This is a genomic window from Haloarcula quadrata (genome assembly GCF_003634715.1).
In the GTDB taxonomy this organism is placed as follows: domain Archaea; phylum Halobacteriota; class Halobacteria; order Halobacteriales; family Haloarculaceae; genus Haloarcula; species Haloarcula marismortui.
This window is the reverse complement of sequence record NZ_RBWW01000001.1, coordinates 153227-175241: the sequence shown is the minus strand read 5'-3', so window position 1 is coordinate 175241 and position 22015 is coordinate 153227. Positions and strand designations below refer to the sequence as shown.

General features: G+C 56.5%; 17 protein-coding genes and 3 pseudogenes. 13 read left to right on the top strand and 7 right to left on the bottom strand.

Annotated elements, in window-relative coordinates:
• The first annotated feature begins 123 nt into the window (after positions 1–123).
• Together BDK61_RS00915 and BDK61_RS00910 are read left to right on the top strand one after the other, a co-directional pair.
• A complete protein-coding gene (locus BDK61_RS00915) occupies positions 124–1536 on the top strand; it encodes a DEAD/DEAH box helicase (protein ID WP_121302054.1) in 1413 nt (470 codons plus the stop codon).
• Positions 1523–2869 (top strand): DUF790 family protein, encoded by a 1347-nt coding sequence (locus tag BDK61_RS00910; protein WP_121302053.1) that lies wholly within the window; start codon positions 1523–1525, stop codon positions 2867–2869. The genes BDK61_RS00915 and BDK61_RS00910 overlap by 14 nt, the downstream gene beginning before the upstream one ends.
• A gap of 8 nt (positions 2870–2877) precedes the next feature.
• On the opposite strand, the gene BDK61_RS00905 is transcribed toward BDK61_RS00910, so the two are convergent.
• Both BDK61_RS00905 and BDK61_RS00900 read right to left on the bottom strand, forming a co-directional pair.
• A complete protein-coding gene (locus BDK61_RS00905; RefSeq protein ID WP_121302052.1) occupies positions 2878–3246 on the bottom strand; it encodes a calcium-binding protein in 369 nt (122 codons plus the stop codon).
• Positions 3243–3551: pseudogene (locus BDK61_RS00900) on the bottom strand (hypothetical protein); the annotation flags it as partial. The gene BDK61_RS00905 and the pseudogene BDK61_RS00900, both read right to left, overlap by 4 nt.
• Before the next feature lie 58 nt (positions 3552–3609).
• On the opposite strand from BDK61_RS00900, the gene BDK61_RS00895 reads away from it, so the two are divergent.
• A complete protein-coding gene (locus BDK61_RS00895; RefSeq protein WP_121302051.1) occupies positions 3610–4782 on the top strand; it encodes an ISH3 family transposase in 1173 nt (390 codons plus the stop codon).
• 208 nt (positions 4783–4990) lie between these two features.
• Here BDK61_RS00895 and BDK61_RS00890 read toward each other — a convergent pair.
• The 3 genes and pseudogenes from BDK61_RS00890 to BDK61_RS00880 all read right to left on the bottom strand — a co-directional run.
• Positions 4991–5488: pseudogene (locus BDK61_RS00890) on the bottom strand (hypothetical protein); the annotation flags it as partial.
• A complete protein-coding gene (locus tag BDK61_RS00885; protein ID WP_121302050.1) occupies positions 5481–6281 on the bottom strand; it encodes an SWIM zinc finger family protein in 801 nt (266 codons plus the stop codon). The pseudogene BDK61_RS00890 and the gene BDK61_RS00885, both read right to left, overlap by 8 nt.
• Positions 6282–6303: 22 nt before the next feature.
• Entirely contained in the window at positions 6304–8664 is a 2361-nt protein-coding gene (locus BDK61_RS00880) for a DEAD/DEAH box helicase (RefSeq protein ID WP_121302049.1), read from the bottom strand.
• 84 nt (positions 8665–8748) lie between these two features.
• Here BDK61_RS00880 and BDK61_RS00875 point away from each other — a divergent pair, with 84 nt between their 5' ends.
• Entirely contained in the window at positions 8749–9720 is a 972-nt protein-coding gene (locus BDK61_RS00875) for a PD-(D/E)XK nuclease family protein (protein WP_121302048.1), read from the top strand.
• A 465-nt stretch (positions 9721–10185) separates the two neighbouring features.
• The gene (locus tag BDK61_RS00870) at positions 10186–11184 is read left to right on the top strand and encodes a DUF5305 family protein (RefSeq protein WP_121302047.1); all 999 of its coding nucleotides are present in this window, start codon (positions 10186–10188) and stop codon (positions 11182–11184) included.
• Between the two features lie 10 nt (positions 11185–11194).
• On the opposite strand, the gene BDK61_RS00865 is transcribed toward BDK61_RS00870, so the two are convergent.
• Positions 11195–12499, bottom strand: coding sequence for a hypothetical protein (locus tag BDK61_RS00865; RefSeq protein WP_121302046.1), 1305 nt, complete (start codon positions 12497–12499; stop codon positions 11195–11197).
• Positions 12500–12831: 332 nt separating this feature from the next.
• Here BDK61_RS00865 and BDK61_RS00855 point away from each other — a divergent pair.
• The 5 genes and pseudogenes from BDK61_RS00855 to BDK61_RS00825 all read left to right on the top strand — a co-directional run bounded on the left by BDK61_RS00855 (position 12832) and on the right by BDK61_RS00825 (position 17705).
• A pseudogene (locus BDK61_RS00855) lies at positions 12832–13682 on the top strand (IS5-like element ISHma10 family transposase).
• A gap of 175 nt (positions 13683–13857) precedes the next feature.
• Positions 13858–14879, top strand: a protein-coding gene (locus tag BDK61_RS00845) for an IS630-like element ISHhi1 family transposase (protein ID WP_121302044.1) whose coding sequence is annotated in 2 segments (ribosomal slippage) — positions 13858–14361 and positions 14364–14879 — 1020 coding nt in all. Because the reading frame shifts where the segments join, the coding sequence is not laid out codon by codon here.
• A gap of 488 nt (positions 14880–15367) precedes the next feature.
• Positions 15368–16009: a hypothetical protein gene (locus tag BDK61_RS00835; protein WP_121302043.1), complete on the top strand. Its 642-nt coding sequence runs from the start codon at positions 15368–15370 to the stop codon at positions 16007–16009.
• Between the two features lie 428 nt (positions 16010–16437).
• Positions 16438–17007, top strand: coding sequence for a DUF7344 domain-containing protein (locus BDK61_RS00830; protein WP_121302042.1), 570 nt, complete (start codon positions 16438–16440; stop codon positions 17005–17007).
• The gene (locus tag BDK61_RS00825) at positions 17004–17705 is read left to right on the top strand and encodes a hypothetical protein (RefSeq protein ID WP_244209652.1); all 702 of its coding nucleotides are present in this window, start codon (positions 17004–17006) and stop codon (positions 17703–17705) included. The genes BDK61_RS00830 and BDK61_RS00825 overlap by 4 nt, the downstream gene beginning before the upstream one ends.
• A gap of 16 nt (positions 17706–17721) precedes the next feature.
• Here BDK61_RS00825 and BDK61_RS00820 read toward each other — a convergent pair whose 3' ends face one another.
• Positions 17722–18606, bottom strand: coding sequence for an IS1595-like element ISHja1 family transposase (locus BDK61_RS00820; protein ID WP_121302041.1), 885 nt, complete (start codon positions 18604–18606; stop codon positions 17722–17724).
• A 170-nt stretch (positions 18607–18776) separates the two neighbouring features.
• Between BDK61_RS00820 and BDK61_RS00815 the strand changes: the two genes are divergently transcribed.
• The 3 genes from BDK61_RS00815 (at position 18777) to BDK61_RS00805 (ending at position 21995) form a co-directional block, all read left to right on the top strand.
• Positions 18777–19544, top strand: coding sequence for a hypothetical protein (locus tag BDK61_RS00815; protein ID WP_244209651.1), 768 nt, complete (start codon positions 18777–18779; stop codon positions 19542–19544).
• Positions 19545–19600: 56 nt separating this feature from the next.
• On the top strand, positions 19601–20452 hold the full coding sequence (locus tag BDK61_RS00810; RefSeq protein ID WP_121302040.1) for an IS5-like element ISHma10 family transposase: 852 nt from the start codon (positions 19601–19603) through the stop codon (positions 20450–20452).
• 370 nt (positions 20453–20822) lie between these two features.
• Entirely contained in the window at positions 20823–21995 is a 1173-nt protein-coding gene (locus BDK61_RS00805) for a DUF5305 domain-containing protein (RefSeq protein WP_244209650.1), read from the top strand.
• Positions 21996–22015 lie beyond the last annotated feature (20 nt).

Here is a 22015-nt window from a genome sequence, read left to right as displayed (position 1 = left end):
ACTACTGGTGTGGTGACTGAAAACGTGGCGCTGCGCTGTCGCTGATGAGCATAGGCCGTATCTCTGTTGCCCAGAGGACCCCGACAGATTGAATCGTCTGACACGCATGCATTCAGGTACCGAATGCGGCTCGAATTCGACGACGGGACGCTCCTGCTGGAGAACGCACCTGAAACAGTTCCATACGCGGAGTGGGACGATCGTGTCGATGAGTACCGAGCGCAAGCCTATCGATATCGGTCGCTCTTGGAATGGGCTGGCCAGTGGGCTGAGAGCGACGGCCAGGCCACACTCCACGACGGCTTCAGCCACGACGTTACAGACGCTGCCCGAGAGTATCCCGATCTCGCTCTGACACCCACACTCCAGATCGAACCGCGTGACTATCAGCAGGCGGCACTCGATGCGTGGCGGACCCACGACCGACAGGGCACTGTCATCCTCCCGACCGGCAGCGGGAAAACATTCCTCGGGTTGCAGGCCATCGCCGACGCCGGCGTCAGTACACTCGTCGTCACACCGACGATCGATTTGATGAACCAGTGGCACGCCACGCTGACGAATGCCTTCGGTGACCAACTGACAGAAGGAATCGGTGTCCTCGGCGGCGGGAGCCACGAGATTGCTGCCCTGACCGTGACCACCTACGACAGTGCCTACCGCTACATCGACGAATATGGCGACCGGTTTGGCCTTCTCATCACCGATGAAACCCACCATCTGGCGGCCGAAACCTACCTGCAAATCCCCGAAATGACGATTGCCCCGTACCGACTCGGACTCACTGCAACCTACGAGCGCGCTGACGGCCGTGAAGAATTGCTTGAAGACCGCATGGGGTCGGTCGTATATAAAGAAGCCGTCGACAATCTCGCCGGGGAATTCCTGAGCGAGTACGAAACCATCCAGATGTCAGTCGAACTCACCAGCGAAGAACGGGCTGAGTACGACGATGAGTACCAGCTGTACAGAGACTACGTCGACAATCATGATTTCGACCTGTGGAAAGAACAGGGCTACGCGGAGTTTCTCAAACGCACGTCCTACGACCCTCAGGGCCGCCGCGCTCTTATTGCCAAGCAACGGGCCGAACGGATCGCTCGCACGGCGAGCAAGAAACTCGACACGCTCGACAATCTCCTCAAACGGCACCACGACGACCGCATCATCGTTTTCACCGCGAACAACGACTTTGCCTACGACATCTCTCGCGAGTTCATTCTGCCGTGTATTACTCACCAGACCGATACCGATGAACGTACCGAGATACTTGACCGGTTTCGTTCCGGGGAGTACTCCATGCTCGCCACCTCTCAAGTACTCGACGAGGGCATCGATGTTCCCGCGGCCAATGTCGGGGTCATCCTCTCTGGCAGTGCTTCGAAACGACAGTATGCCCAACGACTGGGCCGAATCCTCCGACCGACCGATGACCGCCAGCCAGCCCGCCTCTACGAGATTATCACGACCGACACGATGGAGACATACGTTTCCCAGCGACGCCGCGATGGGGTGAGTAGCAGTGCTGACAGCTGACCTCGCACGTTCACGCACACGAGATGGTGAAGTTCATCCGCTGTTCATCGACATCGCCGACGAGCAGTACCGGTCGACTGCGGCTACACTCATCGAGCTGTTTGAGAGCCACCTCGGCGAGCCGAAAGGAGAGCTCGAAGACGCTATCAATCAACTGACTGTTGAAAATACCGATTATAAAATCGTCCACGGGCTGGCGAAGCTACTGAAAGACGAATGTGAGTTCGAACAACAGGCCGCAGTTGACCCTCACGAGATCCGCCAGCGACTGTTCGAGCGCGCGAACGAGTGCTATCCGATCGTTCGCCAACCCACGCTCGGGGAAGACACACAGAAACTCGAAGTGTACAGTGCCGTCGCTGACGAACTCGGTCTCTCCCTCGAAGAGTGCTATCGGGGGATGTACGCGGATTTAGACGATAACAAGCTCCTGGTTCGGTTCGGCGACCAGACTGTAGAGGACTACGGCACTGATGAGTCCACGTCAACAACGAAGCTGACGGGCAACAGCAAGCAGGCGTACGACCAGACAGCACAGACCGTCGACTGGCTACTTGCACGGTACAATTTAGCGTTGGCCCAAGCCGTTCTCTACGACGCCTCAAATATGCGGATTCGGGTCTGGGACCACTTCGGGACGGTGTTCAGCTACATGAAGCTGTTCGGGTTGATGCATCGGATCTATCCCATCGATAGAGACGGCAACCGCGTTTCGAGTACCGATCTTGCAGCGGGCTACGAGGCGGAACTCGACGGCCCGGCCTCGCTGTTTCGGAAATCGCAGAAGTACGGTATTCGGATGGCGAACTTTCTCCCCGCGTTGCCGCTGTGTGACCGCTGGGAGATGAACGCAGAGATTCTGGACGACAATATGGTCAGCGGAAGCAACCGTCTCACACTCGACTACACCGACGGCCTCGTCTCACACTACAGCGCTGGCCAGCAGTTCGATAGCGATATCGAACGCACACTCGCCCGGAAGTGGGAGCGATCGAACACTGACTGGGATCTCATTCGCGAGGACGATGTCTTCGACCTCGGCGCGGAAGTGATGATTCCGGATTTCGCTATCGAACACCCCGATGGCAGACGGGCGATCATCGAGATTGTGGGATTCTGGACCCCGGAGTACTTGCAGTCGAAACTGGCGAAGATTCGGCAGGTAGATGCCGACAATTTCGTGCTCGCGGTCTCGGAGCGACTCGACTGTGCCGACGAGGACTTCGGCAATGCGTCTGATCGCGTCCTGTGGTTCAAAAGCGGGATTCACGTTTACGACGTGGTCGAGCTAGCCGAGGCGTACGCATCCAACAGCGAGACGAAGCACGACTGACTGCATCGTCAGCCCAATCGACCACCGTCGCCGTTCCAGTAATGCCAGTCGTCAACCGCTTTCCTGGTATCGGTGTCCACGTCGAGTACTTCGAGCTGTGATAGTGGCACGCCAAATTCGCGGTCCATCCACTCGACGAGGACGAACATCTCCCGGTTGCTGACTACTTCGTCGGTCATTCCAACGACCGGGACTTCTTCGTCCTCTCGTAGTGGCGAGATTGTTCGTTCCTCGATACAGCGGGCTTGGAATGGGAAAGACAGCTCACGTTCGAGATGGTAGCACCAACTGATGGCCATCTCATCTGCGTTGTAGGCGTCGGTGAGTATCTCTCTCCGAATGCGTTTGTTCCGCTCTTCGTCTGTCTCTTTAGTCATGGTCGCTTTTCCCTGACAATCGCGGCCGTATCAGTCGACGTGATCACGTCACCGCTCTCAAGAACTTCATCAACCTCCTCACGCTCGTAGACATCCTTGACAATACAATAGTAGTGCGACGGCGTACCGAAATCATAGACCAAGCTGAGTCTGTCGCCGTCCCAGAGCCCGGCCTGTTCGGCGATGTCCGCAATCGTCATCTCACTTGCTTTGGTGTACGACCGGTCGCCTGCTTTCTCGTACTGGTGGTCGGGAAGTACGTTGAGACTAGAATCTAAGTACTCGTCTTCGGTACTTCCCAACCGACGTAATCGGTGCAATTGAATCGCCGAATTAACCACGAGAAAGTGTCTGGATCTGGATATGTTCAACCTACCCGATCCAGACGGTTATCTTTCGGCATCGGACGTCAAAGACGTAGCGGAAGAAGTCATTGCCCCTCTCCCGTTGCCGGGTGTCGAGGAGAGTCCCCTCGACCCCGGCGACATCTGGCTCGTCGTCATTTTGGCCTGCGTCAACCAGACATCGATTTGGGAAACCTGCAACGACACCAACGGAACGCCGTGTGACGACACCGTCTTCACGTGGCTCCATACACTTGATCGACACTGGCTTGAGGTTGTCGCCAACCTTCTGCTCGGACGCCTCGCTATGACGATTCTCGACCCTGACCGGTCGAGAATCGTCTCCATCGACTTCATCGACAACCCCTATCACGGCGAGCACTACGCTGACGAAGGCGAACTCTGTTCGATGGCTCCCAAGGACGGGACGACTACCTGCCACCGCTATTGCACGGCGTACGTCGTCTCCAACGAGAAGCCGGTGACGCTGGCGATGACCTATGTCCGCAACGACGAAGACGAGGCCGACGCGGTCGAGCGCGTGCTCGCCCGCGTCGAGAATTACCCCTTCGAAATCGACCTGCTACTTGCCGATAGCGGCTTCTACAATGAGCGCGTCATCCGCCGTGCTCGTGATATCGGCGCAACGGTCGTCCATGTGCCCAAGAAAGGGGAACGCATGAAGGACAAACTCGATGTCCACAAGTCGTACATGACGACCTATCGTATGTACAAGGACAGCGAGCGGGAACTGCGCTTCCCGCTCGCGGTCGCTGTCTCCTACCAGAACGGTGATCGGGGCAAACACGGTGAGGTTGTCCGTGGCTACGTGGCGTGTGGTCTTGCTGATCGCTCGGCCAAGCAAGTCGAACGGCTCTACAGGAAACGCTCAGGCATCGAAACGACCTATCGCTTGCTCCGGCAAGCACGCGGGATCACGACGACACGTGATCCCGTCGTGCGGTTTGCGATCATGCTCGTTGCAGCATTGCTGGAGAACCTATGGCTCGTTCTCAGGTGGGCGGTCGTCGCCCGCCCGCGACGGGGCGGGCGCGACCTGCCCGATGAGTTCACGTTCAAGATGTTCCGTGACTGGATTCGACACGAACTGGAAGAGCAATTACGCCGCCAGTGGAAGATCAAAGCAAACGGGGTCGGTGTGCCAACGTCACAGGCAACGGCCGCGGGCTGACCGGGGTCAGCCCACGGCCTGTCTGGTCGGCGGTAAGCGACAGCTGTCGGCAGATAGTCTCGTGGTTCGGTAGATCTCGCCTGTTCAGAGCGGTGAATTGGAGCTATTTCAGTCTGGGTCGCAGTAGCAGCAGAGACTGACCGTCAAATCATACAGAAAGTGACTGTTTCGTGGCGTTCAGACAGCGCTCTCTCGGCTCGTTCAGGAAGTAACGGTCTTCGAGCCCGTACATCCGGAGATGGAAGTCATCGAGCGTCGTGAACCGACAGACGAGTCTGTCCAGTTCTGCAATGGTCGTCTCCGGCTTGACGACGATATCGTACCACTCGTCTCGCGCGCGGCCTTTCTGCTTCCATCGGAGCCGATACCCAACGGTCCCGATCTGCTCAGATACGTCGTCGCCAGCTTGGTCCTGTTCGGTCCCGACTGCCTCCCGCGTGTTCGACCAACAATACGAGCAAACCTCCTCCGGCGCATCCCCCTCAAAGCCATCTTTATCGATATCGTTGTGGGAGAGAAACTCCGATATTGGGACGTGTTGCGGGCGCGGATGCCGGTTACCGTGACTACACATCATCTCCCCGGGACCACCGATACCGAACGAGAAGCGAGCGTTTCTCCCGTCTTGATCGGCATCCAGATCGATGATATGGACCACTGTTCCACTCCCAATCTCTATGACGAATCGCTCATCAACCTCACTCATCGTAGCGCTCCTCAAGATTATCGAGTTCGCGCCAGAACTGCTCGTTGTTAATCGGCGGTTCTGTCGACGCTCGTGCTTCCAAGACGCCCGCGTATGTGTCGAACTCCTCGGGGCTTGGGTCGGTCGCCAAGACACAGTCGGCGTAGCCGTCGATGGCTCTCTGGATGGTTTTCGCGTAGTGGTCGTAGGCCCCGTCGATCCAGTTGTACTTCTCGTCGACTTCCTCGAATATGGCCCGATAGACTGTTGCCGCGGCCAGATATCGGTCCCGATCACGGTACTGCTCGGCAATCTCGAAAAACCGCGAGAAATCAATTGCCTCGAAGACGACCGGATCCGCGTGTTGCTCGAACAGTTGGCCGATCTCCTCACGATACTCCTCCACTGACTTGTGGTCGTCGCCGAACTGTGCGAGAAACTGCTCGCGCAACTCTGCGTCTTCGGCGAGTGCATCCCGGACAAAGCCACGCAAGTCGTCGGCCGACACGTCGTCGAGAACTGCTTCGACCCCCTCGCTCTCGTCTGCTGGGGGACCTGCGGCGATATCCAGCAACACGGCGACGACGTGTTTGCAGTCACCGCTCCCGTCGTATGGACAGGTGCAGTTCGTATCGAGACTGCGCCCACCGAACGTGATCGTCACGTCGTACAGTTTCGACCCGCTGACGGCCGCGGTCACGAGGTCGTCGAACCGGTCAAGCTGTTGAATACGTCCCTCTTTGCGGTACGTTTCGCCCCGCTCGAACACGGCGTCCGTGCTCCGATTCCGGATGGTTTCCTCGTCGACGTTCATGTCCCATCGTTCACAGTCGGGTCTAATTTGTGTTCGGTTCGACAGTATCGTCCTGCCGGTTCGGGTCGGCAAGCGCCATCGTGAGTGTCACCGCGAGGCGTTTATCGAGTGGTTCGTTCGCCCGGCCGCAGTGGGGGGACTGGATACAGGCTGGACAGCCGTCCGCACAGCCACAGTCGGCGAGCAATCCCCACGTGTGCTGGAGGAGGTCTTCGATCTGGTCGTATCCGTTCCGTGCCAGTCCAACACCACCGTGGTAGCCGTCGTAGATGAACAGGGCACTCGTCTCGGTCTGTGGATGGTCAGTCGTCGAGACACTCCCGACGTCACGCCGGTCACACAGGATAACGAGGGGGAATGTCGCAACGAGCGCATGCTGGACGGCGTGGAGTCCACCGTCAAACGACCCGGACATCGTCTGCATGAGTCCTTCGAGGCCCGGCGGGAGTGTTAGGTACAGCGCACGGGTCGACAGGGTCGTCTCGGGCAGATCGAGTGATTCGTTGCTGATAATCTCGCCTGTTCGGTGGTCGCGTCGCTGGAAGCCCGTGACTTGTTTTCGGCGAGTTACGTCAGCGAAGTGGACGGTGACATCTTCGCGTGTCGCCAGTGGTTTGGTAGTGATGTCTTCCTCGATTGTCATCGACTCCTCGAATTGAACGCGGGTTTGATGATCGCCCTCTGTCGGGGTAAGCCACGCCACGTCGCGGTCGAGGTCAAGGGACTGCACCTCGTAGCTCTGGCCTTGGTGATGGTAGATTGCGCCCGGATGGACATCCCGAAGCGCGGCGTCAAGTGGTAATTCGCCTAGTTCGTCTGACTGGCCGCCCCGTACCCTGAGGACGACACTGCGGTCGGTGATGGTGCGGAGTCCTCGTTCGTAGGGATTGACCGTCCGGCCGCTGGCCGTGCGTCGCCATTCGAGTCCATCGGCTGTCTGTCGACGGGTCAGTTCGCCGTCGTCGGTGAGCGCACTGACAATGTCGGGAAACGCCGGGCCGAAATACCGCTCGTCAGTGGTTCGAAGCGGTCGTTCGATGGCTGTCGCGTGGGCGTGTAGTCGAAGAAGGTGTGGGTTCGACGGGTTAGCGACGGCGCGTTCCGGGGTTCCTTCGAACAGTTCGTCGGGGTGGTTGATGACGTACTGGTCGAGCTGGTCTTCGCTGGCGACAAGGGCGACGAGACTCGGGTCGGTTCCACGCCCGGCGCGGCCGGCCCGCTGGAACGTCGCCATTTGCGTGCCCGGGTAGCCGTCCAACAGCACAGCGTCGAGACTCCCGATATCAACGCCGAGTTCAAGTGCACTGGTACTCCAGACCCCCGCACACTCGTCGGTGTGCAACGCCGTCTCAATGGCCCCACGCCGATCGTCGCGTAACCCCGCATGGTAGGCCGTAACACTTTCTGCGAGGTCGGCTTTGCCCTGCTCGGCGAGCGTATCACTACTGATGGTCGCGTAGCGTTCTGCAGTCTGTCTGGCACGGGTAAAGGCTACCGTCTGGTAGCCACGCTGGACGAGATCGACGAACAGACGCATCGTTTCCCCATGGTGGGAGCGGCGTTGCCCGGCCCCGACAGGAGCATCTCCCTCGTCGTATTTCGGTGGTTGCCAGAACAGCCACTGGGTTGGCCCAGTCTCGCTTGTATCCTGATCAACGAGGGCAAATGAGTCGGTGGGCTGGCCAGTAATCGTCGCCGCGTGCTCTCGGGGATTGCCAATCGTCGCCGAACAACAGACGAACTGTGGGCTCCCGTCGAACCGCTCACAGAGTCGCGTGAGTCGGCGAAGCACAAGCCCGACGTGACTGCCGAAGACCCCGCGATACTCGTGGACTTCGTCAACGACCACGAGGTCAAGTGACTCGAAAAAGGACCGCCAGAGATCCTCAGCGTGACTGAGCAGGCCACAGTGGAGCATATCTGGAGTCGTCAACACGAGTGACGGGTCGTCGTCACGAGCCTGCTGACGCTCCGCCGAGGAGAGCGCTCCTGTATACTGGGTGACGGCAATATCTTCGAACGGGGCGGCAAACGCAGACAGCGTCGCTTCTTGATCGTTGATCAGTGCGACCTGTGGGCCGATATACAGCGTGCGTCCATCGTGGTCGCGGGCCCGCTCTATGGCTGGAACAGTGTACGTGAGGCTCTTGCCGCTCGCTGTCGGCGTCGCCAAGACGACGTTCTGGCCCTGACGGATTGCCTCAATGGCATCGGCTTGGTGTGCGTAGAGTTCGTCGATACCTCGGTCGGCGAGCTGTGCGGTGACCTCAGGATTTATCTCACATGACCGTGTTTCGGGGCGCCGGGCAGCGACCGACCGCTGGAACTGTATCTGGTCGTGATAGTAGTCCCGACGCCGAACCCAGTCGACGAACTCGTCCACTATAGCCTACTACGTACGCAATCGCATATAGTGATATAGACTCGTGTCCTGAACACTTTACCCAAAGCCGTCGTACTTCTTCCTATGCCATTCAGCGTCAGTTGGCACACGCTCATTGACGAACTCGATGACCTCTCCGAAGGGGCTGAACTCATTACGCCGCTGTCTCACGACCGATTTCGAATCATAGACGTACAGGAGCATCGTGTCATCATTACGTTCGACGAGCCCGGTGAGCGTCACCCACTCCAGCGCGAGCAGTTCGAGACACTTTACCGGCGGATTCAAGATTCAAATGGCGAGTTCGAGCTCGACCGCCTGCCGGCCGATGCCGATCCGTATCCGGCAGTCCTGAGCCTACATCCGCGCTTCGAAATCGACGGCGATAGAGGGGTCATTGTCGAAACAGAGGGCCAGACAGAGACACAACTCGTTGACGGTTCGACGCCTCCTGATGAAAGTGACCGCATCGAACCCGATGGACTGGATGTCTACTCCGATGCCTTGCTCCTCATCGACGCGCTGGAACGGCATGACGTAACCGACCTCAGTGACCTTGAGACGGACGCCTTGGTGAACATCTATACACTCTGTTCGGATGTCCAGCGGAACGCAAACGAGTTCCGGCAGGATGTGGCCGACGTGTTACTTGACCGTCTGCATCACGACCAACCGGTCCACGGCCAGTACGGGTCGGTCCAACGAACATCACGCCGGAACCGCTCGCTCAAAGACGAGGACGACGTGCTCGATTTACTGGAAGACGCTGGGATTGAACGCGAGCGCGTGATGAGCCTCGATTCGAGTAAGGTGGCTGAGGCCTTGGATGTGACTGAACTAGCTGAGTCGGATCTCTACGACATCTCCGAAAGCGAGTACGTCCGGAAAGCCGAAGTTGATGACGATGTCAAGGAATCACGTCTCCAAGGGCTGAAAGACCGACTGGCGGCAAGTGACGATGCAGAATCAGACGACCTCCGACAGGAAATCGAAGCCCTCGAAGAGCGTATTGACGACCTCACCAGTTTCAGTACTGGAACACAGATGCAGGGATAGCTTCGATAGGTGTTTCAACCTTTGGGGCGCTGTTCGGATGCTAGAGGGGCTTTAGCGCCTAATATTGGCAATATTAACCCTAAGTAAACTATTCTAATATATAAAAACCTGCCTAATATCTGGCCCTTGGCTTCTTAGTTGCTTACGCCCCCAATAAATCCCGGTGAGCTACCCGGTTTCTGCCCTTTTGTGTGGGTCGACGTTATGAACTGTTGCTCGAAAACGGTTAAAAACAGGAACACGATTCTGGCGAAAGATACAGTGTTGGCAGGCTGTTTATCAAGTCTGTTTTCGACGGGCAACAACCGACGTAGCGGGATCGCACGAAGTAACGATGAAGCTACAAACTGCTTCCCGGGATATTCGAACGCTGGAGCTAGCGGCGATGAGGGCGGTGAAGAAAGAGATATGTCGCTGCTGACCTGGTATCAACCCTTATTTGTCGGCACCAGTATTACAGTTGCAATGGGGTTGTTGGGTCAGAAAACGCGGCGAACAGTCGTCGACAACTACGAGCTGCTACTGATTTGTCTGGTTGCTATCGCTGCAGTTGGGGGATATCTCACGTATACGGGGCACGTTGCTCCAGGAACGGACACAACCACGCGGCAGGTGTCGTCGTGGCAATCGTCCGGCTCGTTCTCCCACAACGCGACAGTTCGCAACGGGACCTCAGCGTTTCCAGAGGGTGAAGTGCTTGAGGACAGATCCGTGTACCTCCAGCGGGTCGCTCCCGTACTGGACGGAGCGTTCACCTACACGTACAGTGCCAGCAACGAAAGTGACCTCACCGCTTCGGCTGACGTGTTCGTTCAGTATCGGTCCGTTGAATCGACGCAAAACGGAGCTCTCGTCTACTGGGAAGTCGAACGACCGCTGACACAGGGCACTGTGCAATCGCTGGCCGCGGGCGAACATATGGCGGTTCCGCTCTCGCTGAATGTCAGTCGCGCAGCTGAAGCCGTTCGACGTATCGATTCCGAACACGGCCAGACATCCGGTCGACTTAAGATAGCGGTGGTCTCTCAGGTAACTCTCTCGGGGACACGTAACGGGCAGTCAGTCGACACGGCTCGCACGTACCGCTCTGGACCCTCGGTGGCCAGTGCTCCCGCTTGGTTGCCTTGGCGGCGCTACTCCCTCGTCTACGGGCGCACGACCGACTATTTCACACTTACTGACGCCGAGCGCCGATGGCTCGTATACAAGTCCACTCGCGAGGAGTTTGATGAATGGATAACCGTTGGCCGAGATGATCCAGTCGACGACGTCTGGACGACTTCCGTCGATTCGCTCGTCTGGCTCGTGGATATCGCAATAGACACCGATGAACGTATCATCGAGTCAAATAGCGATTCTGATTTCCTCGTGTACACTGGTGACCGATTGTTTCGGTACGACCCTCCGCCAGAACCCAGAACTGATTCCACTATGGGCAACAGTGACGCTGAAACATCGGACTGACCGAGTTATTTTATTGCTCTTTGGTGCCGTCGTCGTCGGCTTGCGGTTCAAGCATCGCATCGAGTTCAGGGACCAGTCGGTACCCGGTCACCGTGCCGACTGCAGCGGAGAACGCGAGTGCAACACCCAGCTGTGTGACTGAGCCGAAGCCAGCGCTCGAAACCGCTGACACGACAAGAATTGTGAGCACAATCCCGGCAAGACCGATCGCTGCTTCGCGGATAGCGACGCGGCGGAACCGGTGACGGCGGTCACTCGGTTGTGTCTGGAGTACCGGGAGGACGTCATGATATCGCGTCTGGACGAGGTAGTTTGTCACTACCGCGAGCAGGCCAGCGATGAACGCCCATGGGCCCCAGCTAACTCCGAATGCCGGATCGAAACCGAGGGTGAATCCACTCGGCTCGGCTGACTGCTGGCTTTCGGGTGTCGGCGGTACAGGTTCGGCCCCGCCGCCGGCCACAGTTTCGGGTTCTTCTTCGCTGTCGGTGGGCGTCTCAGTCGGCTCCTCGGTCGATGCCCCGACGCCACCGCCGCCACCGCTTTCTCCGCCAGCGGGCGTTTCAGCCGGCTCGTCAGTTGTTGTCGCAACCTCTGGGCTGTCGGTACTCTCCTCGCCAGTGTCGCCGCCATCGCTTACGTTGGTACCACCGCCACCAACATTGCCTGCATCTGTGCCGTCCCCATCGCCGGCGCCACCGCCGTCACTTGACCCGGTGTCACCACCACCGCTGCCCCCTGCACCAGTATTACCGCCTGCATCACCCCCGCTACCACCACTTCCGCTGTCACCATTGCCACCATTACCTCCACCAGTGCCTGACTCGGCATCTGGAATTTCCATGGTGTACGTCACTTTCTCAGAGAGGGATGACGGGCTGTCGGCGCTTGTCGTCACGGTGAATCCGAGCGTTGCCTGCTCGCCCGGGTCAAGCGTAAGCGTGTTACTCGCCTCATCGACCGACTCGCGTGCGCCTGCATCTGTGTTCCTGTAGATGCCCAACCACTCGCTATCGTGCACGATCCGGATCGCCGCCTCCTCGTCGCTACCGTTGACTCCCGCAAAGCCGACAACAAACACGTCGTCGAATACAGTCTCAGTGCTAGAAAAAACGTCAACGGATATAATAAGCTCGCCGTTGCTGTCAAACGATGCGTAGCGGTCGCCGTTGGGCGTGTCAGCTGGGGCCAGCGCAACCCCGGTGTCCTCCGCTGGGGCGAGTTCGTCAACGGGTTCGGAGAGTGGGACCGCAGCCGTGGACATGACTGTCCCGCAGACGATGAACACGAGCCCAAGGGCGAAGTACCATTTCATATTCTGGCTGGAGGTAGCGACTTACCCGGACAGTGCTAGCCTTCACATTTCAGTGATAAGCCGGACTGGTTACTACGCGCTACTGTAGTCGTCCCGCCGTGCTGCGAAGACAATCGATTTTATATCGTCAATGTCTGCGTCAGTATTGTTCCGAAGATCAACAACAATTGTAAGAGTGATCTCAGTACCGGCGGCTAAGTCGACAGCGTTGTCACCTTCGCTATCGCTATCGACGATTGATCTTCTGTCCGTGCCCGGAGTTTCAATGTCTAGTGCACTCGGCTCAATTGAATCCACAGACGGCGCCGGGATAGGTCGTTAGAATCACGGGTATGAAGCGGGAGAGTAATGTTATGCACAACACCCTCTTCCGCTTCGTGAAGCAAGTGGCTTCACTCGCTCAAAAGCTTACTGACGCTGCGCTGATGGAACTGAGGATCCAGCCGGCAACGGGTTTGCCGGCTGGAAGCACGCAGTCTTGCTCTATCTGCGCGAACACATGAGCGCGGAGTACGAGGAAATTATCGACTGGGCCGAAGAGATGGAACGTGTTCGAGCGGTATTGAACCTTCAACGCAGGGAGTTTCCCGCGCCTTCGACGCTGTGTAAGGCGTTCAAACGGGCATCGATGACTGTCTGGCGACAGCTGCTCCGCCGGTCGGCGGAGCTGCTGGACCAGAATGGTCACGCCGCAATTGATGCCACCTACTTCGACCGTCAGCAAGCATCGTCTCACTACTTGCGACGGATTGATCGTTCCGTCAAAACGATCCAGACGACGTTTCTCGTAGATACAGCTGAGGGAGCAATTCTTGACTTACACTGCAGCACGAAGTGGCCTGACGAAACCAAGATCGGCCCGAAGGTCGCCCTGCGGAACGCGGGCGACCTTCGAAGCTTGGCCGCTGACAAAGGCTATGATGACATGAGCTTCCGTGAGGAGCTTCGAAACGCCGGGATTCGTCCGCTGATAAAGCACCGTGTTTTCGCTCCTTACGATCACGCACACAACGCCCGAATAGACGACGAGCTCTATGGTCAGCGATCACAGACCGAGTCCGTCAACTCCTCAATCAAGCGCTCGCACGGCTCCGCCGTCCGAGCGCGTGACTGGTTCCGCCAGTTCCGGGAGATAACGCTCATAGCCGGCGTTTACAACGTGGAGCAGGCAATTGAACTCTGAAACGCCGAAATTCGCCGGATTCAATTGAGCCGTGCACTCCCAACAAGACCGCTTGCACTTGCGTCTTCTTCGTACTCGGTCTCATCAGGATTCACCGAAAGACCGACATCCTTGTTGCTGTCATTACTGATACTGTCGGCTAAAAATTCTTTAGGATAGAGTGTGACTGTCGAGTATGGCCGCGCTTGACGACGCCACTCTCGACGACCTCCGCGAGGCTCTCGCGGAGGTCGAGGACAAGAAGCCGACACAGCGGCTAATGGCGGTGATTAACTACCTCGAAGAAGACGACGCAACGATGGCAGAAGTAGCTGAGCGGTACGGATACACCGGTCCATGGCTGTCTCGATGGGTTGGGCGGCTCGACCGGCTCGCTGATGAGCCGGTCGAGCAAGTCGTCTATGACGATCCACGTGAAGGCAGAACAGCAGAACTCTCTGGTGAACAATACGACCAGTTCGTTGAGGCTCTCCACGAATCACCCGAAGAAGTTGGACTAGACGCGCCCGCGTGGTCTGTTCCACTAGCCCGTCACTATCTTGCCGAAGAATTCGACGTTGAGTATTGTGAACGCCACGTCCGTCGATTGATGTCCGAGGCCGGGCTGTCCTGGAAGACAGCCCGGCCGGAGTACTACAAATCCGACGAGCGAGCGCAAGAAGCCTGGCAAGAAGGGTTCAAAAAAAGCGCGACAACCTGGACGACGAATACACGATCCTGACCATCGATCAGACGCGTCAGGTGCTCTCGACGCTGATCTATGCGTGGTTTCCCGAAGGAGAGCGCCCGTCACTCCCGGTGACGGGCGCGTGGGACAGCATCAAACTACTCGGTGCAATCAGCGATTCCGGCGAGACGTTCTTTCTACCCTGTGAGGAGAACTTCAACAGCGACACGACGAATCGCTTGCTAGACGCTCTCCAAACCGAATTCGGCGAGAAAATCTGCGTCATCTTGGACAACGCGTCGTATTTTACGGCTAACGCAGTGCAGGAATTCGTCGAAGACACGCCGATCGAACTGTGCTACCTTCCGCGGGGTTCACCGGAGCTGAACCCCGCGGAAGAGTGCTGGCGACAACTCGATCAAGAACTTGGCAACCGTCTGTTCGACACACTCGACGATCTGCGTGATGCTGCGCTCACTGCACTCGATCGAATTGAAGTTCCAGATGTCTTCACGTATTTATGTCCGTGAGTATGACTTTGAGGGCATTCTTGAATGTGGTCGTCGCATTTTTGTTGAGGTTGGTCTGCTTAATCTCGATAACAGACGTATCTGACCCTTCTGGGGTCGTAGATATGATGCCGTTAGTGTCCTCGGGGGTTCCACCGTTAGTCGTACCTAGCTTATTCGCCTCGAAACTCAGCAGCGCACTTGAATCATCAGAGGTCTCTATATTGACTGATCGCGTGGCTTCAACTGAGGAGAACGCGCCGGAGCCAAACGCGCCGCCGACAGTCGCACTGAGTGTCCCAAGCCCGAGCAGGACACTTCGTCGATTTACTCTCATCTGTTATGCTACAAAACGCTATCCGACCAATTACTATTGACGCGCCTGAGCGGGGTTAATGCCGCCCATTAACGGCTCAGGCACGGCTATAACCCCACTCAAGCAGTATAATAGTAAGTCCCCGGAAACTGTTGTAACTGGTACGGCACCGTCATAACGTGCTGACTAACATATGAATCGCAGAAACGTACTTACGGGACTTGGTGGACTGGCAATCAGTGGTGGGGCGCTCTTCGGAACGGGTGCATTCACGAGCGTTAGCGCAACACGCTCGGTTGAAGTGAACGTGTTCGGCGCAGATAGTGGTACAGACGGGCTTGTGGATGATGCAAACCAAGATACCGAAGACAAGATTGCGGCGACAATTACCGACAACGCTGTCGACGTACTCGTTGATACGTCGTCAGCTGACGTCTCAGTCAAGGGGCCCGACAGCAACACTGTTGAGCCGACCGAGCTGTTCCCCAGTAATCCGGGGGCTACGGACGGAACATACGACAACGTGAGCCACGAGTACGTGAGCCTTGTCGCCAACGACGTAACAATAGTCTTTGGCGAAGCGAACGGCCTCCCGCCGAACTCGACGCTCGGATACAACGATCTATTTAAATTCATTCCAAACAGTGATGAAAGTAGCTTCGACGTTACGTTCGGGGGAAGCAATGGCGGCGATGTGCTTACCAAAGTCGGTGGTGAATCGGTTAGCGACGGCGCAGTCGTCTCGGTCTCCTCAGACAGTTCGAGTGATGCCGAAGTTGCGACAGAAAGTTCGGGCAATAGCGAGGATCTCGACATCAGTATTGCAGAGCAGTAATCGAATATAAGACGTGTCTGACTGACTGGGCCCGACAGCACGGGCAAACATTTAGATCCTTTTGCCTGCTGTGACTGGCATACCGTGGCGTAGTTTTCGGGGTAATCGCTGGCAGAGCGTGATGAAACGCCGACAAGGACCGCTATACGCTTTATCAGATGTAACTGCGGTGACGGCTCTATCTTGGTTTACTGTAGCCAGTCATACTGCACCAGTTAGACACTTTTCGCTACCCAACAGTACTGAACGCTTGCGCTATTGCCGATCAATCTATTGTTTCTTCAGTATAAGTCTAAATAGCAGCCTGTAAACACCATGTTTGAAGCATTCAATAGCAGGTTCTATCTACTGACGTTTTAGCATACGTACAGATTTATTACCATTGACACTCCAGAAGACTTTTTATATTATGGAACAGTCTATAGACAATGGCAGTGGGTGGGAAGCAAAGCAACCAGACAGGGGCTGGTGACGCGATTGCACGGGATGAAGTATTTGACTTACTCAGTAATCACCGCCGGCGATACGCGCTACACGTAGCGAAGCAGGCGGATGGCGACTCAGAGCTCTCAGATATTGCTGAACAGGTGGCGGCGTGGGAAAACGGGAAACCACAGAGTGAGATCACGTCCAGTGAGCGCCATCGCGTGTACACGTCAATGCAACAGACGCATCTGCCCGCGATGGACCGCGCGGGCGTGATCGAATACGATAATGGAACAGTCACACTGACCGAACAGGCAGCGGACCTCGACGTGTACATGGATGTCGTGCCGGAAGACTCCATCCCGTGGGGACAGTACTACCTCGGGCTGGCAGTGCTGTCGGGTGCTATCGTCGGCGCTGCCGGGCTGAATGTGTTCCCAGCCAGCATTCCTGACCTCGCGTGGGCTGGTCTCGTCGTCATGCTGTTTCTCTGTTCCGGGCTGTATCACGTCTGGCAGAGCCAGCAACTCCGCCTTGGATCGGGCGAGACGCCCCCGGATGTTGAAATATGAGCAAGAAGTGGACTCGCCGGAGTGCACTCGCACTGATCGGTAGCGGTGCCGGCCTCCTGACGTGGGGGACTGGTGGGTTCACAGACGTGACTGCTGACCGTCAGGTGAATATTAATACGACCGCCGACGACAATGGTGATCCTACTGATAACCCATTGCTCGGCATCACTACGCACGATGGTCAGGTCGTGTTTGAAACTGAAACCCGTAAGCTAGTCACGTTGACGAACAATATCGGGCCGAAACTCGATACGGTAAAGGCGAACGTTCAAAATAAAGCTCAATTGGACTTTGACGTGGAAATCGACAGCGTTCCGAACTCGCTCGATGACGAGTCCGGCACAGTGACTGCGACAGTCACTGGATCGGGAAGCAACTGCATCAAGGAGACGGGACAGATTGAATTGAAAATTTCTGCGTTATCAACCTCCACTGACTCGGCTCCTGAAATCACAGCGACCCGTAGCATATCGCTTTCCTGTGTGAACTGTCTCAACTTTGAACAACCGGAAACCGTCACACCGTCGGGTTTCATCCCTGACACGGGGAGCCAGTTCGGCCTCCGCGACGAGTTCGATCCAAAATCAACGCTCTCCTACGGGTGGGAAAGTGATCAGACTGATACAACCAGAGAGCGAGGCGAGCTTCAGGCTACTGAGGAGGATACACTTGCACACTTTACGACTACGCTCTTGTGAAGCACGTTGTTGATTTTCAGAGGGCAGCATCAAGAGCATGTTTGAGCGCTTCGTCACCTGGTTTTCTGTAGAGTTCGCAGCGGAGCTGAAAGGCTCTGAGATACGGTGTTAGCTTGTCCTTTGACACTCCTCGATGGGGCGAGAGCCACCGTCGCGTCAGCGACGCGTGGCTCTCGCAACCGTTGACGTGTACTTCGCCATCAGCGTATTCACCGTCGCCGTGGACGACGTATTCGCGGGAGAATGCGTCGTCTTCTTCGAGCGGCTCGTACGCTCGAAATCCGTCCGTATAGACGGTCAGCGACTCCTCATCGTGGTCAGCAAGCAGGAGTCGAATAGTCGATTCACCAGCGGATTTCGCTGGCACGACGTATCGATCGTCCGAGCCACGATCGACCAGCGTGAACACCGGCGGTTTGTCGCCGTCGTACGAGCCTCGTCCACGCGTGGACAGGCCACGCGAGCGCGACTCCTGGTCGCGCTCGCGGCCTTTGAGACCGGCAGAGACGTACACTTCGTCGATTTCGACCGGTCCAGACAGTGTGATCGAAGGCGCGTCGAGCGCGCTGGCGAAGCGCTCGACGCGCCGTCTCACCGTTCTGTACGAAAGATCGAGCTCCGCCTCGATCTGGCGAATACTCGTGTTGAACCGTAAGAACACGTAGATCGTGAAGTACCACTCTTTCAGCGAGAGCTTCGAATGAGCGAAGATCGTGCCGGTCTTGTCGTTGAACGTCCGGCCGCAATTCTTACACAGATACCGCTGATACTCCCGATAGCTGCCGTTTCTGACCGCCAGGTCAGAACGGCAGCGGGGGCACTCGACGCCATCACGCCAGCGAACCTGCTGCAACAGGTCCGCTGCAGCCGATTCCGACACGAACCGGCTTATTGGGAACATATCGGGCACCGCTGGCGCGGTGCCCTTGCCCTCTTCGACTTTCAGCCGCAGCTCTCGCTATCAACAATCTCCTTCGCAAGAGCGTTACGACTAATATTCCTACTGCATACGACGCTTCTGAGGATCCGTACTGGGAAATAGACCTGCCGAATGGCTGGTACGATGTGACGATGCACTGCCGGGACCCGTCCTATTCGGATCAGGAGTACTCGTTTGATGTTGTTGGCGGCGCTGAGACTGTCAAACTACGGGATCGAGCGTTTGATTACGGAAGCAAAGAGCGTCCTACCAAAGCCGAAACATACAGTTTCCCTGTTGAAGTAAATAACAACGAAGAGCTGCAAATCACTCCACCAGACGGGACATTCAACCCGAAAATCTCCTGGCTTCGGTTTGAACCGCGCGAAGACGAACCTAAACCGACGGTAAATCTCTCCGCCAAAGGGGCCTCAAATAAACGCGGAATCTCACAGAATCAGGATTACTATTTCAAGATTACAAACAATCACGACGCCCCTATTGACCTAACTGCTGTCCGGGTTGACTTTGCTCGGACCGTATATGCTGGAGAATACATAGAACCGGACTTGTTTGGCAGAATATACGGCGACAACTACGAGATAGAAATTTCCGTCGGTGAGGATCTGTCATTTAACGATGGTACATCAGTCAACGCTGACTATAGAGATGCCCTCAGAAATCAGTGGTATGATGATATTGGTGAAAAAGCGGCATTAAACGCCACCCGCCGCGGAGGTCAATTAGCCGCAAATGAAGAAGCAGAGTTGGGACTATTTGGATTCAGGAGACAAACAGAATGGGGAACCGATCTACTTGATATGAAAGGTGCGGATGTCCATATTACACTCTGGTATAAGAAGGAAGGAAACAATACTGAATATAGCACTACATCAGCTGTCTTTAGTAGTGAAACGTAGGAGAGGCTCAATTGAATCCACAGACGGCGCCGGGATAGGTCGTTAGAATCACGGGTATGAAGCGGGAGAGTAATGTTATGCACAACACCCTCTTCCGCTTCGTGAAGCAAGTGGCTTCACTCGCTCAAAAGCTTACTGACGCTGCGCTGATGGAACTGAGTGATCCAGCCGGCAACGGGTTTGCCGGCTGGAAGCACGCAGTCTTGCTCTATCTGCGCGAACACATGAGCGCGGAGTACGAGGAAATCATCGACTGGGCCGAAGAGATGGAACGTGTTCGAGCGGTATTGAATCTTCAACGCGGGGAGTTTCCCGCGCCTTCGACGCTGTGTAAGGCGTTCAAACGGGCATCGATGACTGTCTGGCGACAGCTGCTCCGCCGGTCGGCGGAGCTGCTGGACCAGAATGGTCACGCCGCAATTGATGCCACCTACTTCGACCGTCAGCAGGCATCGTCTCACTACTTGCGACGGATTGATCGTTCCGTCAAAACGATCCAGACGACGTTTCTCGTAGATACAGCTGAGGGAGCAATTCTTGACTTACACTGCAGCACGAAGTGGCCTGACGAAACCAAGATCGGCCCGAAGGTCGCCCTGCGGAACGCGGGCGACCTTCGAAGCTTGGCCGCTGACAAAGGCTATGATGACATGAGCTTCCGTGAGGAGCTTCGAAACGCCGGGATTCGTCCGCTGATAAAGCACCGTGTTTTCGCTCCTTACGATCACGCACACAACGCCCGAATAGACGACGAGCTCTATGGTCAGCGATCACAGACCGAGTCCGTCAACTCCTCAATCAAGCGCTCGCACGGCTTCGCCGTCCGAGCGCGTGACTGGTTCCGCCAGTTCCGGGAGATAACGCTCATAGCCGGCGTTTACAACGTGGAGCAGGCAATTGAACGCTGAAACGCCGAAATTCGCCGGATTCAATTGAGCCGTAGGAGATGCTTGACGAGGCCATACTCACTTGACATAATAAATACAGCGATCCAACCGGACGAATCCCCCTACATTGGAAGCGCAAAAAATAAATACGACTACTTGATGTTTTGTATTTGTATATAGACCCTATTTACACAACATATCAATGTGTAAAACCGTCGTGGCAACTACTACTGGAGTATCTAAAAACCAAACAATACAAGAACGGAAAAGTCTAATATCGGGATCACTTCAACAGCAGTAGTTCCGTATTGCCTGTATCAAAAGAAAGTGGAATGAGATGACAGCAACCCTTTTTTCAGCGTCTGTCCGCTCCGCTCTCAATCGCTGGTTTGTGCTATTACTACTCGTTACACTTACGCTAACGCTTGCCGGCGGCTACGTCACGTACGACAGCCATGTTGACGGAGCAGAAACGGTTACTGAACAACAGACCGTCGGCACGTGGACGGTGGAAAGCGAGTTCGAACACGGCGCCACAGTCTCGCGTGATACCGAGGTTTTCAGTGCGGGTGAGCGACTTAGCAACCGGTCGCTGTATTTCACGACGGCATCGCCCGAACTCGATGGCACGTACACGGTTTCACACGACAACACTGAGGGGAACGCGGCAGTGACCTCGACGAACCTGTCACTGGTCATCCGCGCTGTTGAGGAGCGAAACGGGAATCAGGTGGTCCACTGGCAGACACGCGACTCGCTCGACACACTCGATGCCGTCGAGATAGCAGACGGCGAGGCGGCAACAACCACAGTTAGCGTGGATATCCCGACAATCCTCAACCGTACCGAAGCAATACAGAACGATCTGGGGGCTGCCCCCGGACAGACAGAGGTCCTCCTCGTTGCCGACACAACTGTCGAGTCGTCGGTCAACGGAGAGACGTTCACGGATACCCGCACCGACCGCATCGAAATTGTGCCCGGACAGAGTGTCTACCGCGTTAGCACTACCACAGCCGGAGAGACCCCCTACGACGCGACCGAGCAGGTGACTCGGACCATCGAACCGACACGGCTGGAACTGTACGGCGGGCCTGTGCTCTGTGTGTTCGGACTGTTCTGTATGGCCTTCCTCGGGACAGCACGCTGGCGTGGCTGGCTTGCAGTCACCGACCGCGAGCGAGTGCGCAACGAGTTCGAGCGTGCACGTAACGATTTCGACGAGTGGATCTCGACGGCACGAATCCCGGATGCCGACGACCGGGCACCTGTCCCGACGGACTCGCTGGTAGATCTTGTTGACATTGCTATCGATAGTGACAGGCGTGTCCTCGAAGACGGCGATCAGTATGCAGTCCTCGTTGATAGTGAAATCTACACGTACACGGCGCCACCGACTGTCGACCCGCTCGCGTCACCATCGACACGCGATACTGAGCCCACCGTGGAAGACAGAGAAGGAGCGACGGCGTCGCTTTCAAGCCTGCTTTTCACCGACTCGACTGATAATGCTGATGTGACACATCCTGATGAAAACGAGCCGTCCGATTCAAACGACGGATGACGCCGTTGATCGGTCACTTT

Excerpts from the sequence above, each read along its gene's own strand:
- BDK61_RS00915 (WP_121302054.1), top strand. The coding sequence starts at position 124 with ATGCGGCTCGAATTCGACGACGGGACGCTCCTGCTGGAGAACGCACCT.
- BDK61_RS00905 (WP_121302052.1), bottom strand. The coding sequence starts at position 3,246 with ATGACTAAAGAGACAGACGAAGAGCGGAACAAACGCATTCGGAGAGAG.
- BDK61_RS00895 (WP_121302051.1), top strand. The coding sequence starts at position 3,610 with ATGTTCAACCTACCCGATCCAGACGGTTATCTTTCGGCATCGGACGTC.
- BDK61_RS00885 (WP_121302050.1), bottom strand. The coding sequence starts at position 6,281 with ATGAACGTCGACGAGGAAACCATCCGGAATCGGAGCACGGACGCCGTG.
- BDK61_RS00875 (WP_121302048.1), top strand. The coding sequence starts at position 8,749 with ATGCCATTCAGCGTCAGTTGGCACACGCTCATTGACGAACTCGATGAC.
- BDK61_RS00870 (WP_121302047.1), top strand. The coding sequence starts at position 10,186 with ATGGGGTTGTTGGGTCAGAAAACGCGGCGAACAGTCGTCGACAACTAC.
- BDK61_RS00865 (WP_121302046.1), bottom strand. The coding sequence starts at position 12,499 with ATGAAATGGTACTTCGCCCTTGGGCTCGTGTTCATCGTCTGCGGGACA.
- BDK61_RS00835 (WP_121302043.1), top strand. The coding sequence starts at position 15,368 with ATGAATCGCAGAAACGTACTTACGGGACTTGGTGGACTGGCAATCAGT.
- BDK61_RS00830 (WP_121302042.1), top strand. The coding sequence starts at position 16,438 with ATGGCAGTGGGTGGGAAGCAAAGCAACCAGACAGGGGCTGGTGACGCG.
- BDK61_RS00825 (WP_244209652.1), top strand. The coding sequence starts at position 17,004 with ATGAGCAAGAAGTGGACTCGCCGGAGTGCACTCGCACTGATCGGTAGC.
- BDK61_RS00820 (WP_121302041.1), bottom strand. The coding sequence starts at position 18,606 with ATGTTCCCAATAAGCCGGTTCGTGTCGGAATCGGCTGCAGCGGACCTG.
- BDK61_RS00815 (WP_244209651.1), top strand. The coding sequence starts at position 18,777 with ATGCACTGCCGGGACCCGTCCTATTCGGATCAGGAGTACTCGTTTGAT.
- BDK61_RS00810 (WP_121302040.1), top strand. The coding sequence starts at position 19,601 with ATGAAGCGGGAGAGTAATGTTATGCACAACACCCTCTTCCGCTTCGTG.